The following is a 13,537-nucleotide window of genomic DNA, read 5'->3' as shown; positions in this document are numbered from 1 at the left end:
ACACCTCCTGTTCTTACGCTTCTTCTACTTTGAGCATGTAACCGACCTGCTGAATCATGCCTCTTATGGATTCATTGTCGGGCAGCTCAACTGTTTTGTGCATTTTGGTAAGTCCCATTGCCTTTACGGTAGCTTTATGCTTCGGAACCGCACCGATAGGGGACTTTACCAACGTGATTTTTAAAGTTTTCTCTGCCATTTTAAATTTCCTCCTTAAGCCATGATTTCGTCAACAGATTTACCACGGTTAGCTGCTACTTCTTCAGGAGTCTTTAACTGGCTTAAGCCTTCGATGGTAGCAAGTACGACGTTCTGCTTGTTATTGGATCCAAGAGATTTCGTACGGATATTTTTAATACCTGCAAGCTCGCATACGTTACGAACAGGGCCGCCGGCGATAACACCGGTACCATCAGGAGCTTTCTTGAGAAGAACGGTTGCAGAACCGAACTTGCCCAGGAAGTCATGGGTAATACTGTTGTTTTCATCCAGTGCAACGCTTACCAGATTCTTGGCAGCGTCTTCTTTTCCTTTGCGGATAGCTTCCGGAATTTCAGTTGCTTTTCCAAGGCCTACACCTACGTGTCCCGCGCCGTCGCCTACTACGACTAAAGCTGTGAAACGGAAGTTACGACCACCCTTTACAACCTTAGTTACACGTTTGATGGAAACTACTTTTTCAGTGAGTTCCAGATTGCTTGTGTCAATGATTGTATGTCTCATTTACGATGTGTTCTCCCTTCCTAGAATTCCAGGCCAGCTTCTCTGGCCGCATCAGCTAATGCTGCGATCTTACCCTGGTATATAAAGCCGCCTCTGTCAAAGACAACCGCTTTGATTCCTTTTTCCAGAGCCCTCTTTGCAATTACAGTTCCCAGGTATGCTGCCGCATCAACGTTATTGGTTTTTTCCAGTTCAGCCTTTACGTCTTTTTCAACGGTGGAGGCTGCAACAAGTGTATTTCCAACTGTATCGTCGATAATTTGAGCATACATATGATTATTGCTTCTGAACACAGCAAGACGCGGTCTTTCAGCAGTGCCGCTAAAACGGTTACGCAGTTTTCTATGCTTGTTCAAACGAACTTCTTGTCTTGATTTCTTACTAACCATTTTTACACTCTCCTTATCTATTTCTTACCAGTCTTACCAACTTTACGTCTGATTGTTTCATCAGCATACTTGATACCCTTGCCCTTGTAAGGTTCCGGTCTTCTCTTGTCTCTGATTTCAGCTGCGAATTGGCCAACTTTTTCTTTATCGATACCTTTTACGATGATGATGTTCTGTCCTTCCATCACTGTTTCAATGCCTTCGGGATCTTCCATCTCCACCGGGTGGGAATAACCTAAAGATAAGGTTAATTTATTGCCGGACTTTGCTGCTCTGTAACCTACACCGTTTACTTCCAGCTTCTTCTCGTAGCCCTGGGTAACACCAACAACCATGTTGTTGATCAGTGTTCTGGTCAGACCATGCAGGGATTTCATTTTCTTTAAATCATTAGGTCTGGAAACCACGATTTCGGTTCCTTCCATCTTGATTTCCATCTCAGCAGGGAGCACTCTTTCAAGTGTGCCCTTGGGACCTTTTACAGTCACTTTATTATTTTCTGCAATCTCTACAGTAACGCCTGCAGGAACTGCGATTGGCATTCTTCCTATACGTGACATGCCCGTACCTCCTATAATTTATTCAAAGCCAGCCCAGCATCCGGTTGATTACCAAACGAATGCCAGTACCTCGCCGCCTACCTGAAGTTCTCTTGCTTTCTTGTCTGTGATAACGCCCTGGTTGGTAGAGATGATAGCAATACCAAGTCCGCCCAGTACCTTGGGAAGTTCTTCCTTGCCTGCGTATACGCGGAGACCGGGTTTGGAAATTCTCTTTAAGCCTGTGATGATCTTATGGTTCTTGTCTTCACCATATTTCAGGGTGATATGGATGGTCTTGAAAGCACCGTCATCCAGAATGTCATATTTCTTGATATATCCCTCGTCCAGCAGAATCTGCGCGATAGCCAGTTTCATTTTGGATGAAGGTACATCTACTGTATCATGTTTTGCAGTATTTGCATTACGGATTCTTGTAAGCATATCTGCAATCGGATCGCTCATTGTCATTTGAATTGCCTCCTTCTTACCAACTTGCTTTCTTTACGCCGGGGATCTGTCCTTTATATGCCAGTTCACGGAAGCAGATTCTGCAGATTCCGTATTTTCTTAACACTGAATGTGGACGACCACAGATTTTGCAACGAGTATATTCTCTTGTGGAGAATTTAGGTTTGCGCTGCTGTTTAATCTTCATTGCTGTCTTAGCCATGAATGAACCTCCTTATTTCTCAAAAGGCATGTTGAATAATCTCAGTAATTCACGTGCCTCTTCGTCAGTCTTTGCAGTAGTAACGATGATAACGTCCATACCTCTTACTTTCTCTACCTTATCGTATTCGATTTCGGGGAAAATAAGCTGTTCCTTGATGCCCAGTGCGTAGTTTCCTCTTCCGTCGAATGCATCAGGGTTTACACCTCTGAAGTCACGTACACGGGGAAGCGCAAGGTTTACAAGACGGTCAAGAAAATCATACATTTTCTCACCACGGAGGGTTGTTTTACATCCGATTGCCATACCTTCTCTGATTTTGAAGTTAGCGATGGAGTTTTTAGCCCTTGTAAGTACTACATGCTGTCCTGTGATTGTTTCAAGGTCCTTCACGGCAGATTCCAGAGCCTTTGCATTATCTTTTGCTTCGCCAACACCCATGTTGATGACGATTTTATCCAGCTTCGGAACTTCCATAACATTTTTATATCCGAACTTTTTGGTCATTGCTTCTACAATCGTATCATTGTATAAGTCTTTCAGTCTACTCACGTTTACGGCCTCCTTCCTTAGAATTAATCAATTACGTCGCCGGTTGATTTAGCGAAACGTACTTTCTTGTCATTTTCAACTTTGAAACCGATTCTGGTCGGTTTTCCTTTGTAAACGTACATTACGTTCGATACATCAAGCGCAGCTTCTTTTTGAATAATTCCGCCGTTCTGGTTTGCAGCAGACGGTTTTGCATGCTTTGTTACCATGTTCACGCCTTCAACAACCACTTTGCCGTTCTTCTTATCTACGGAAAGAACTTTTCCTTCTTTGTCCTTATCCTTACCAGCGATTACTTTAACGGTATCGCCCTTCTTAATTTTCATTGTCGACATAAGGCACCTCCTATAATACTTCGGGAGCCAGAGATACAATTTTCATAAACTGTTTCTCACGAAGCTCTCTTGCTACCGGTCCAAAGATACGGGTTCCTCTGGGAGTCTTGTCATCTTTGATGATTACAGCAGCATTTTCGTCAAATTTGATATAAGAACCGTCTTTACGACGAGCGCCTTTTACAGTACGTACAACAACAGCTTTTACTACGTCGCCTTTTTTTACAACGCCGCCTGGTGTTGCATCTTTGACGCTGGCAACGATAACATCGCCGATATTCGCATACCTTCTTGTAGAGCCACCCATAACTCTGATGCACAGGAGCTCTTTTGCACCGGTATTATCAGCAACTTTCAATCTGCTTTCCTGTTGAATCATGCTAATTCTCCTTCCGCCAGGTTCACCCCTGATTTAGCTGGGCGCAGAACCTGTATTCCTATTATTGCAAACGTTTGAATTAACGTTAATTATTTTGCTCTTTCAATGATTTCCACAAGTCTCCATCTCTTGTCTTTGGACAGAGGTCTTGTTTCCATTACTTTAACGGTATCGCCGATGTTGCAATCGTTGTTCTCGTCATGAGCTTTCAGCTTGTAGGTTCTCTTAACGATTTTACCATAAAGAGGGTGTCTTACATGGTCTTCTACAGCAACAACGATAGTTTTCTGCATTTTATTACTAACGACTTTACCAGTACGTGTTTTTCTCAGATTTCTTTCTTCCACGTCGATGTGCTCCTTTCTGGAATGTTAACGGCTTACTGAGCAGCCTTGGCTTTTTCAGTAATGAGGGTCTGGATTCTTGCGATATTCTTCCGAACCTCTTTGATTCTTGCCGTGTTATCAAGCTGATTTGTTGCGTTCTGGAATCTCAAATTGAAAAGTTCTTTTTTAGCATTTACCAGTTCCTGTGCTAAATCAGCGTCGGATTTTTTCTTTAAATCTTCAACAAACTGTTTAGTTTTCATTTGATACACCGCCTTCCAAATCTGCTTTAGAAACAACTTTACATTTACATGGAAGCTTATGCATAGCAAGACGTAATGCTTCTTTTGCGGATTCCTCAGGAACACCTGCAATTTCAAACATTACACGTCCGGGCTTAACAACCGCTACCCAGTATTCCAGAGTACCTTTACCGGAACCCATACGTGTTTCTGCTGGTTTTGCTGTTACTGGTTTGTCAGGGAAAATCTTAATCCATACCTTACCACTACGCTTTGTATAACGTGTCAGCGCGATACGGGCTGCTTCAATCTGATTGGACTTGATCCAGCACGGCTCTGTTGCTACCAGACCGTACTCACCATAAGTAATGGTGTTGCCGCGCATTGCTTTGCCTGCCATAGAACCGCGGAACTGTTTACGACGTTTAACTCTTTTAGGCATTAACATTATTTATCGCTCCCTTCCTTGTTTCCTTTCGCAGGAAGTATTTCGCCCTTGTAGATCCATACTTTGACACCAACTTTACCGTATGTGGTATCTGCTTCTGCAAATCCATAATCGATATCAGCTCTCAGTGTCTGAAGCGGGATGGTTCCTTCACTGTAGAATTCGGTACGAGCCATATCAGCTCCGCCAAGACGGCCTGCACATGCAGCCTTGATACCCAGCGCGCCGGCCTTCATGGTTCTGCCCATGCAGGATTTCATAGCTCTTCTGAAAGACACACGGTTTTCCAGCTGCTGAGCGATGTTCTCTGCAACCAGCTGTGCATCCCTGTCAGGTCTCTTGATTTCTTTGATGTCAACAAGAACCTTTTTGTCTGTCAGCTTGGACAGCTCTTTCTTGGTAACCTCGATTTCCGCACCGCCCTTACCGATAACAACACCCGGCTTCGCAGTGTAGATGATAACCTTTACTCTGTCGGATGCTCTTTCGATTTCAATCTTGGAAACACCGGCACTGTAAAGTTTTTTCTTTAAATATTTTCTGATATTGTAATCTTCTACTAAAAAGTCTGAAAACTCAGCGTCCGCATACCATCTGGAATCCCAATCTTTGATGACGCCGACTCTTAAGCCATGAGGATTAACTTTCTGTCCCATATTTTCTCCTTTCACGTTTGCCCCGTCCGGGACAATTCCTTCCTCGGATTATTTCTCATCCAGCACTAAGGTGATGTGGCTCATTCTCTTTTCGATTCTGTAAGCCCTTCCCTGTGCTCTGGGGTGTACTCTCTTCATTGTGGGTCCCTTATTTGCATAACACTGCGCAACATACAGGTTGTCTTTGTTCATACCGTTGTTGTTTTCTGCGTTTGCAATTGCAGATTCGAGTAATTTCTTAATCAGGCTGGATGCATATCTGGGATTGTATTCCAGGATAGCCAGTGCTGTCGTAACGTCTTTGCCTCTGATGGCATCCAGTACGAAGCATGCTTTCTGTACAGAAACCCTTGCGTAAGATAACTTTGCAGAAGGTCTTGTATCTTTATTTGCATTTCTTTCTCTCTTAATTTGAGTTCTGTGTCCTCTTGCCATGGATAAAACCTCCTTTCAATTATCTCAGTTTGGATTTCTTTTCGTCTTTTCCATGTCCTCTATAGGTTCTGGTTGCTACAAACTCTCCGAGCTTATGTCCAACCATATCTTCTGTTACATATACAGGCACATGTTTTCTTCCGTCATGGACAGCAATTGTGTGTCCAACAAAGGACGGGAAGATTGTGGAACGGCGGGACCAGGTTTTGATAACCTGTTTCTGTCCGGCAGCGTTCAGTGCATCTACTTTTTTGAGGATGCTTGCGTCAGCAAACGGTCCTTTTTTCAGTGATCTAGCCATTGATTCTTTCCTCCTTATTTAATAGCCTTACCGTCTCTTCTTCTTACAATCAGCTTGTTGGACGCTTTTTTCTTCTTACGTGTCTTCAAGCCGAGTGCAGGTTTGCCCCAAGGAGTACTCGGGCCCGGACGGCCGATACCGGTCTTACCTTCACCACCACCATGAGGATGGTCGTTAGGGTTCATGACGGAACCGCGGACTGTCGGGCGGATGCCCATGTGACGCTTACGTCCTGCTTTACCGATGTTGATCAGGTTGTGGTCTCCGTTGCCTACAACACCTACGGTTGCGCGGCAGATTACGGGCACCATTCTCATTTCACCGGAGGGAAGTCTCAATGTTGCATATTTTCCTTCTTTAGCCATCAGCTGTGCGCCGTTTCCAGCGGAACGAACCAGCTGACCGCCCTTGCCGGGATATAATTCAACGTTGTGTACCTGAGTACCAACAGGAATTTCAGATAAAGGAAGGCAGTTTCCGATTCTTACTTCTGCGTGAGGGCCATTCATGATTTTCATGCCATCCTTCAGTCCTTCAGGAGCAAGGATGTAAGCCTTCTCACCGTCTGCATAGCAGATTAATGCGATGTTAGCAGTTCTGTTCGGGTCGTATTCGATGCCGACTACAGTTGCAGGGACATCATCTTTGTATCTCTTGAAATCTATTATTCTGTATTTTCTTCTGTTTCCGCCGCCGCGATGTCTCACGGTAATCTTGCCCTGATTGTTACGGCCTGCATTCTTATTCAGAGAAACGCAAAGGCTCTTCTCAGGAGTGGACTTTGTAATCTCAGAGAAATCAGAACCAGTCATATTTCTTCTGGAAGGTGTATATGGGTTATATGTCTTAATTCCCATGATTTTTTCTCCTTTTCTTCATCATTTATTGTCGTGCTTGATTTGCACTTAAGCGGAGGCCGGAGCGGTTAAACCGTACCGTGTGTCTCCTGATGCAAGTACAGAAACGTGCCTGCACCCGCGCTTCTTACAGACCGGCGAAGATTTCGATATCTTTGCTTTCTGCTGTCAGCTGAACGATTGCTTTCTTGGTCTTGGCAGTTTTGCCCACTACCATGCCGCGTCTTCTGTTCTTGCCTTCGCAGTTCTGTGTGTTTACGCTCTTAACCTTGGTTCCTTCGAACATTTTTTCCACAGCTTCTTTAATCTGGGATTTGGTTGCTTCGGGATGAACAAGGAAAGTATATTTCTTATCTCCCATACCAGCCATACTCTTCTCAGTGATGACGGGTTTGAGGATGACATCATAATATTTTACGTCAGCCATTATGCGTACACCTCCTCGATAGTCTTAACAGCATCCTTGGTAAGAACTACGGTGCCGGCTTTCATTATATCATATACATTCAGTGTGCTTGTCAGAGTTGTATTGACTTTAGCCAGGTTCTTAGCGCTCATTACCACGTTCTTGTCATTTTCATTGATAACAACAAGGCCTTTTACAACCTTCAGGTTATCCATAACCTGCTTGAAGTCCTTAGTCTTGATTTCATCAAATTTCAGTTCATCTACAACGATGAGTTTGTTTTCCTGTACTCTGCTTGTTAATGCAGATTTGAGAGCCGCTCTCTTTTCCTTCTTGTTCAGCTTGAAGGAATAGTCTCTCGGAACGGGAGCAAATACCACACCGCCGCCGGTCCACTGGGGAGCTCTTGTTGAACCCTGTCTTGCATGACCGGTCCCTTTCTGTCTCCAAGGTTTTCTTCCGCCGCCGGAAACTTCAGAACGGGTCTTCGCTTTCTGTGTTCCCTGACGCTTATTGGCAAGCTGCTGAACGACTGCCATGTGTACCAGGTGTTCATTTACTTCAACGCCGAATACTGCATCGCTTAAGTCGATTGTTCCGACTTCCTTGCCTTCCATATTATAAACAGCTACGTTAGCCATTGTTAGTTCCTCCTTTCACCCCTAATTTAAGCATCCATTCTTGTGGTTTCTTTGATTGTTACCATTGCTTTCTTAGGGCCCGGTACTGCGCCTTTCACCAAAAGCAGATTCTTTTCTGCGTCAACCCTTACAACTTCCAGGTTCTGAACTGTAACCTTTACGCAGCCCATATGTCCAGGCATTCCTTTTCCTTTGAATACACGGCTCGGTGAGGAGCATGCACCATTGGAACCCTGATGACGGTGGAATTTGGAACCGTGAGCCATGGGGCCTCTGTGCTGGCCATGTCTCTTGATGGCGCCCTGGAATCCTTTACCTTTGGAAACAGCAGTTGCATCCACTTTATCTCCGGCAGCAAAGATATCAGCTTTGATTTCCTGAGCCAGTGCATATTCGGACGCATTGTCAAATTTGAATTCCCTTACATATCTCTTGCAGGAAACTCCGGCTTTATCGAAGTGGCCTTTTTCAGCCTTGTTAACACCATGTCTGTGAATAACTTCTTTCTTACCGCCCTTGTCTTTGTTGACAATCTTTTCTTTCTTGTCTACGAATCCAACCTGTACTGCGCTGTAACCGTCGTTCTCAACTGTCTTAATCTGGGTTACCACACAGGGGCCGGCCTGAAGTACGGTTACCGGAATCAGGGAACCATCTTCATTGAAAATCTGAGTCATTCCGACTTTGGTAGCTAAAATCGCTTTGTTCATGATTTTTACCTCCTTGTTGTCTACATAGCGGAACAGCGTCTATCCCCCAGTTCTGCCCTCACCTTTAATACTTTATAAAGAAGAAGGATGAAGTCCTGCGAAATAAGACATTGTTCATACGTCTTTGTAGAGGTTTCGTTGTGTTGAATTATTTGGTTTTCATTTTGATGTCGATGTAAACACCGGCAGGCATTTCCAGTCTCTGAAGAGCATCTACCGTCTTGTTGGTAGGAGCTATGATGTCGATCAGTCTCTTGTGGGTTCTCTGCTCGAACTGTTCTCTGGAGTCTTTGTACTTGTGTACGGCTCTCAGAATTGTAACAACTTCCTTCTTAGTAGGAAGCGGTACAGGTCCGCTCACCTGTGCTCCGTTCTTCTTGACTGTTTCGATGATTTTCTTGGCAGACGCATCAACCAGCTGATGGTCATAAGCTTTCAATGTAATTCTCATTACCTGATTTGCCATAAAAAAAGTCGCCTCCTTTTCGCACTTTTTGTTGAAGTACGACAAGCGGTGACTGTACACTCTCCCGTGTGTGTCCTAATTGTTAACGTGTTTAAACGCTTTGCGACTATCGGAACCTCATCAAGTTCCATTTGGACTTTTCACTCGGTTGTTTCTGTTTATTAACAGACTTCATTGCTTGTACAGTGACTTGTCGTCAGTTTCCTAACTTGACATTCGCTCCACGGAAAACCTGCCACAGTGGGCAGCAACCTCACGCTTCATTGCTATCATGTCACAGCATTTGTTATTATACTGATATTCTGCCAAAGATGCAAGCTTTTTTTCTAAAAAAATCAAGTTTTTTTCGTTGATGACAAGAATTATGTTTTTTTGTGCAAAAACCGGAGGAAAAAGGCATTTCTGCCCCTTTCCTCCGGAGGTTTTCCGCCGCAAAAATACCCTTATCAGCGGCGGCTGCTCTTACTAAGCCTGGATTTTGGCGGCCTTCCCCGCGCGTCATTCGGATAATTCTGGTTCGGGCCGCAGCGTCTTTCTTCCTATATAAAAGGAAATGTAAAAACTAATCCGTTGCCCGGTTCGTCTGCGTCCCCCTGATTATCAGCAGCACAATAATGAGCAGGGCCAGTCCGATGGGAAGCGTAATCCACGCATTCTGTACAAAGCCAGCCAGCAGGTACGTCACAAAAGAGACTGCGGCCACAGTGATAACATAAGGAAGCTGGGTGGTCACATGATTCACATGATCGCACTGCGCTCCTGCCGAAGCCATAATCGTGGTATCCGATATGGGCGAGCAGTGATCGCCGCACACTGCCCCCGCCATACAAGCGGCAATGGAGATTATCATCAGCTTCGGATCGGATTTTTCAAAAACAGCGACAACAATGGGGATCAGGATTCCGAAGGTCCCCCAGCTTGTCCCTGTAGCGAAGGCAAGGAAACAACCTACCAGGAAAATGATGGCCGGAAGCAGGTTCATCAGGCCTCCCGCTGCCTTCTCCATCGCGGCCGCAACGAAAGCCGCCGCACCCAGGCTGTCCGTCATCGCTTTCAGCGTCCATGCGAAGGTCAGTATCAGGATGGCAGGCACCATAGCCTTAAAGCCGTTCGGCAGGCATGCCATGCAGTCCGTAAAGCCCAGCACTCTGCGTACGCAGTAAAAAAGGATGGTGAGCACCATGGCAAAGAAGCTTCCCAGAGCAAGGCCCACCGAAGCATCACTGTTGGAAAAAGCCGTGACGAAATCAGCGCCGGAGAAGAAACCGCCAGTATAAATCATCCCCACAATACAGCAGATAATCAGCACAAGAATGGGTACTACCAGATCCACCACACGGCCTCTGGGATTTGCAGTTTCCACTTCCACCTCTTTTTCATCCTTTTTCCCGGAAGAAAAAAGATCTCCGTTCTGCGCATTTTTTTCATGAGCTGCCATCGGTCCGAAATCAAACTTCATCACCACCAGGCAGACCATCATGGCAATCGTCAGAAGCGCATAAAAATTATAGGGAATCGCCTGAATGAAAATGGAAAATCCATCCTCTCCTTCCACAAAGCCCGTTACCGCTGCGGCCCAGGAGGAGATCGGCGCTATGATGCAGACAGGTGCAGCCGTTGCATCAATGAGATACGCCAGTTTCGAGCGGGATACATTATGTCTGTCCGTTACCGGGCGCATTACGCTTCCCACTGTCAGGCAGTTAAAATAATCATCGATAAAAATCAAAACGCCCAAAACAATTGTAGCCAGCTGCGCACCGGCCCGGCTCCTGATTTTTTCTTTTGCCCAGCGTCCGAAAGCCGCCGATCCTCCTGCCCGGTTCATCAGGCTAACCATGGCGCCCAGAATAACAAGGAACATCAGAATGCCCACATTATAGCCGTCAGACAGCACCGCAACAAATCCATCCTGAAAAATATGGGTAACCGTGCCCTCAAACCGGAATCCTGAATAAAAAAGGCCGCCTACAAGAATCCCTATAAAAAGAGAGCTGTAAACCTCCTTGGTAATCAGGGCCAGGACAATTGCCACTACGGGCGGAATCAATGATGCAACAGTGGCATACAATGCAGGCTCGGGCGCATCCGTTCCCGCAGCCAGCACGGTCACAGAGCAGAAGGCCGCCAGCAGGAATATCAGCCCCAGCCCTCCGGCCAGTTTCTTTCCATGTCTTTTCATATATAAAATCCTCTCTTTCCCCTCAGCCGCTTTGTGCAGCTATTTTACGTACGCAAAAAAAGAACCGTGAACATAAGGCTGTGCGCACTCCCATTCACGGTTCCTGTCCTGATCTTTTCGGCAGTAAATTACAGATAGCGCTCCACATCCTTGTGACAGTCCGCAGCATATTCTGCTACGCCCCAGAAAAGCTTCCCCGGACCGGGAAACAATTCTTCGGCGGTCTTTCCTTTCCCATATGGACGGCTGTCCTGTTCCTTTGCCCAAATGGTACTGATAAAGCCCGCGCCTCTATCATATCTATTCTATTTTCTGTACGTATACTGGCATTTTACCACCCTTGTCTGTAAAAAACAAGATAAAACCTCATTTTTCCACAGGCGGTGGTTGCAGACCACAATTCATTCGTGTATAGTGTTATCAGATACTGTCCGGGCAGGATTTTATTTTTGCCCGGTCATGGATGACAGAGAAATATTATTACGAAAAGGAATGGAGCAAACATATGTGGAAAGCTGAAAACTGGAAGGATTATGAGGTGCTGGATACCGGAAACGGTGAAAAGCTGGAGCGTTGGGGGGATTACCTGCTTGTCCGCCCGGATCCTCAGGTAATCTGGAATTCTCCCCGCAGGCACCCGGGCTGGTCAAAAAAGAACGGACATTATCACCGCAGCAGCAAGGGCGGCGGCGAATGGGAATTTTTTAATCTTCCCCAGGAATGGAGCATCCATTACCGTGATCTCACCTTCCGGCTGAAGCCATTTAGTTTCAAGCATACTGGATTATTTCCCGAACAGGCGGTAAACTGGGACTGGTTTTCGGACATCATCCGTAAGTCCGGCCGGCCTTTGAAGGTTCTGAATCTGTTCGCCTATACCGGAGGCGCAACGCTCAGTGCCGCTAAAGCCGGGGCCAGCGTCACCCACGTGGACGCGTCCAAGGGCATGGTTTCCTGGGCAAAGGAAAATGCGGCGGCCTCCGGTCTTTCAGATGCTCCCATCCGCTGGCTGGTAGACGATTGTGTCAAATTCGTGGAACGTGAAATCCGCCGAGGGAACACTTATGACGGCATAATTATGGATCCTCCCTCCTACGGAAGAGGCCCTAAAGGGGAAATCTGGAAAATCGAAGAGAGCATATTCCCTTTTGTACAGCTGTGCACCCAGCTGCTGTCCAGGGACGCCCGTTTCTTTCTTATAAATTCCTACACTACCGGCCTGCAGCCCGCCGTATTGTCCTATATGATGAATCTGTGTATCGTCCCGGTTCTGGGAGGACATGTGGATGCGGAAGAAATCGGCCTTCCGGTAACGGAAAGCGGCCTGATTCTTCCCTGCGGCGCATCAGGGCGCTGGAACAGCTGAAGGCTGCAGCTTTAAAAGGCTGTAACATAATTGCCGGATTGGTTAAACCAATCCGGCAATTACACCTGCTACTATGACCATATATAAAATAAATCCAAGTGCGGCCACCACCGCTGTCCAAATCAGCGCCGCCTTGCAGAAATTAGCTTTGCTACGGTTTTCCGTCGTGCCAAAGCCCCATATAAAAAGCATGATGATATTCACACAGGGAATGGCAAGCACAAGCAAGGTGAGAACCCAGTCGGATACCTTCATCGGCGGTTCCGGAGCCTCCTGGCTGATAGGAGCAATCGGCGCTCCCTGATAAGGACTTTCCTGATAGGCTCCGCCATACGGATAACCGTTTTGCCCATTTGGACGGCCATAACCGTTTCCGTTCCCATATACATTCGCATTCGTATATGTATTATTGGGCGCGCCATTGCCGCCCTGCTGAAAGAAATTGGGATTCTGATAGGTATTGGCGTTCTGGTTTCCATAGGAGGGTCCGTTCTGATAACCGACAGAATTCTGATAACCAGTAGGATTCTGGTAACCAGCAGGATTCTGGTAACCAGCCTGGCTCTGATACATATTGGTGCCATAACGGATATTGGCATCCTGATAACCGCTTCCGTTCTGTCCGGCCGCATTCTGATATACGTTATTATTGCTGCCTCCGGTATTCTGAAATGCATTATCCGTTCCCGCATTTCCCTGACTGCCAATGGCCTCTTCCGCCGTCTTCCAAGCTGACGGCCCCTGCGTCGCAGACTCCTGCGCTGTTTTTTCCTGCGCCATACCTTCCTGTGCTGCCGCATCCACTGCCGTCGGCATATCTTCCTGAGTCGCCGTATCCCCGGCCGCCGGCATACCTTCCTGAGCTGCTGCATCCTCGGCCGCCGGCATACCTTCCTGAGCCGCCATATCCC

General features: G+C 46.4%; 22 protein-coding genes, 1 pseudogene and 1 riboswitch. Of the genes and pseudogenes, 1 reads left to right on the top strand and 22 read right to left on the bottom strand.

Annotated features, from left to right (window positions below):
* Positions 1-13: 13 nt before the first annotated feature.
* From rpmD to HMPREF1548_RS00670, 21 genes are all read right to left on the bottom strand, one after another.
* A complete protein-coding gene (rpmD, locus tag HMPREF1548_RS00770) occupies positions 14-199 on the bottom strand; it encodes a 50S ribosomal protein L30 (RefSeq protein ID WP_021633713.1) in 186 nt (61 codons plus the stop codon).
* Between the two features lie 14 nt (positions 200-213).
* On the bottom strand, positions 214-723 hold the full coding sequence (gene rpsE, locus HMPREF1548_RS00765; RefSeq protein WP_021633712.1) for a 30S ribosomal protein S5: 510 nt from the start codon (positions 721-723) through the stop codon (positions 214-216).
* 20 nt (positions 724-743) lie between these two features.
* Entirely contained in the window at positions 744-1,112 is a 369-nt protein-coding gene (rplR, locus tag HMPREF1548_RS00760) for a 50S ribosomal protein L18 (protein ID WP_021633711.1), read from the bottom strand.
* A gap of 17 nt (positions 1,113-1,129) precedes the next feature.
* Complete coding sequence (rplF, locus tag HMPREF1548_RS00755) at positions 1,130-1,672, bottom strand: 50S ribosomal protein L6 (protein WP_025487414.1); 543 nt, start codon at positions 1,670-1,672, stop codon at positions 1,130-1,132.
* A 48-nt stretch (positions 1,673-1,720) separates the two neighbouring features.
* A complete protein-coding gene (gene rpsH / locus HMPREF1548_RS00750; protein WP_021633709.1) occupies positions 1,721-2,122 on the bottom strand; it encodes a 30S ribosomal protein S8 in 402 nt (133 codons plus the stop codon).
* A 16-nt stretch (positions 2,123-2,138) separates the two neighbouring features.
* Positions 2,139-2,324 carry a type Z 30S ribosomal protein S14 gene (locus HMPREF1548_RS28750; RefSeq protein ID WP_009256127.1) on the bottom strand — a complete coding sequence of 62 codons (186 nt, stop codon included), beginning with the start codon at positions 2,322-2,324 and terminating at the stop codon, positions 2,139-2,141.
* Positions 2,325-2,336: 12 nt separating this feature from the next.
* Complete coding sequence (gene rplE, locus HMPREF1548_RS00745; RefSeq protein WP_021633708.1) at positions 2,337-2,876, bottom strand: 50S ribosomal protein L5; 540 nt, start codon at positions 2,874-2,876, stop codon at positions 2,337-2,339.
* A gap of 23 nt (positions 2,877-2,899) precedes the next feature.
* A complete protein-coding gene (gene rplX, locus HMPREF1548_RS00740; protein WP_025487415.1) occupies positions 2,900-3,211 on the bottom strand; it encodes a 50S ribosomal protein L24 in 312 nt (103 codons plus the stop codon).
* Positions 3,212-3,221: 10 nt separating this feature from the next.
* Entirely contained in the window at positions 3,222-3,590 is a 369-nt protein-coding gene (gene rplN, locus HMPREF1548_RS00735) for a 50S ribosomal protein L14 (RefSeq protein ID WP_021633706.1), read from the bottom strand.
* A gap of 89 nt (positions 3,591-3,679) precedes the next feature.
* Positions 3,680-3,937: a 30S ribosomal protein S17 gene (gene rpsQ / locus HMPREF1548_RS00730; protein WP_009256131.1), complete on the bottom strand. Its 258-nt coding sequence runs from the start codon at positions 3,935-3,937 to the stop codon at positions 3,680-3,682.
* A gap of 32 nt (positions 3,938-3,969) precedes the next feature.
* Positions 3,970-4,179 carry a 50S ribosomal protein L29 gene (gene rpmC, locus HMPREF1548_RS00725; RefSeq protein ID WP_021633704.1) on the bottom strand — a complete coding sequence of 70 codons (210 nt, stop codon included), beginning with the start codon at positions 4,177-4,179 and terminating at the stop codon, positions 3,970-3,972.
* Positions 4,169-4,606, bottom strand: a complete 438-nt coding sequence (gene rplP / locus HMPREF1548_RS00720) for a 50S ribosomal protein L16 (RefSeq protein WP_021633703.1) — start codon at positions 4,604-4,606, stop codon at positions 4,169-4,171. Before rplP ends, rpmC begins: the two co-directional genes overlap by 11 nt.
* On the bottom strand, positions 4,606-5,262 hold the full coding sequence (gene rpsC, locus HMPREF1548_RS00715) for a 30S ribosomal protein S3 (RefSeq protein ID WP_021633702.1): 657 nt from the start codon (positions 5,260-5,262) through the stop codon (positions 4,606-4,608). Before rpsC ends, rplP begins: the two co-directional genes overlap by 1 nt.
* 48 nt (positions 5,263-5,310) lie before the next feature.
* Positions 5,311-5,697, bottom strand: coding sequence for a 50S ribosomal protein L22 (gene rplV / locus HMPREF1548_RS00710; protein ID WP_021633701.1), 387 nt, complete (start codon positions 5,695-5,697; stop codon positions 5,311-5,313).
* 19 nt (positions 5,698-5,716) lie between these two features.
* Positions 5,717-5,998 (bottom strand): 30S ribosomal protein S19, encoded by a 282-nt coding sequence (gene rpsS / locus HMPREF1548_RS00705; RefSeq protein ID WP_021633700.1) that lies wholly within the window; start codon positions 5,996-5,998, stop codon positions 5,717-5,719.
* 14 nt (positions 5,999-6,012) lie between these two features.
* Entirely contained in the window at positions 6,013-6,855 is an 843-nt protein-coding gene (rplB, locus tag HMPREF1548_RS00700; protein ID WP_025487416.1) for a 50S ribosomal protein L2, read from the bottom strand.
* 127 nt (positions 6,856-6,982) lie between these two features.
* The gene (rplW, locus tag HMPREF1548_RS00695) at positions 6,983-7,282 is read right to left on the bottom strand and encodes a 50S ribosomal protein L23 (protein ID WP_021633698.1); all 300 of its coding nucleotides are present in this window, start codon (positions 7,280-7,282) and stop codon (positions 6,983-6,985) included.
* Positions 7,282-7,902 carry a 50S ribosomal protein L4 gene (gene rplD / locus HMPREF1548_RS00690; RefSeq protein ID WP_021633697.1) on the bottom strand — a complete coding sequence of 207 codons (621 nt, stop codon included), beginning with the start codon at positions 7,900-7,902 and terminating at the stop codon, positions 7,282-7,284. The genes rplW and rplD overlap by 1 nt, the downstream gene beginning before the upstream one ends.
* A 26-nt stretch (positions 7,903-7,928) precedes the next feature.
* Entirely contained in the window at positions 7,929-8,612 is a 684-nt protein-coding gene (gene rplC, locus HMPREF1548_RS00685) for a 50S ribosomal protein L3 (protein ID WP_021633696.1), read from the bottom strand.
* A gap of 148 nt (positions 8,613-8,760) precedes the next feature.
* Positions 8,761-9,078: a 30S ribosomal protein S10 gene (gene rpsJ, locus HMPREF1548_RS00680; protein WP_009256142.1), complete on the bottom strand. Its 318-nt coding sequence runs from the start codon at positions 9,076-9,078 to the stop codon at positions 8,761-8,763.
* A 562-nt stretch (positions 9,079-9,640) separates the two neighbouring features.
* Positions 9,641-11,260: a Na+/H+ antiporter NhaC family protein gene (locus tag HMPREF1548_RS00670; protein ID WP_021633693.1), complete on the bottom strand. Its 1,620-nt coding sequence runs from the start codon at positions 11,258-11,260 to the stop codon at positions 9,641-9,643.
* A 127-nt stretch (positions 11,261-11,387) separates the two neighbouring features.
* Positions 11,388-11,562, bottom strand: a riboswitch (Lysine riboswitch).
* Between the two features lie 203 nt (positions 11,563-11,765).
* On the opposite strand from HMPREF1548_RS00670, the gene HMPREF1548_RS00665 reads away from it, so the two are divergent.
* Positions 11,766-12,626, top strand: coding sequence for a class I SAM-dependent methyltransferase (locus tag HMPREF1548_RS00665; RefSeq protein WP_025487420.1), 861 nt, complete (start codon positions 11,766-11,768; stop codon positions 12,624-12,626).
* A gap of 42 nt (positions 12,627-12,668) precedes the next feature.
* Here the strand turns inward: HMPREF1548_RS00665 and HMPREF1548_RS30315 are convergent.
* A pseudogene (locus tag HMPREF1548_RS30315) lies at positions 12,669-13,537 on the bottom strand (hypothetical protein); the annotation flags it as partial.

The sequence above is a fragment of the Clostridium sp. KLE 1755 genome, assembly GCF_000466465.2.
GTDB lineage: Bacteria > Bacillota > Clostridia > Lachnospirales > Lachnospiraceae > Eisenbergiella > Eisenbergiella porci.
This window is presented reverse-complemented; position numbering and strand designations above follow the sequence as displayed.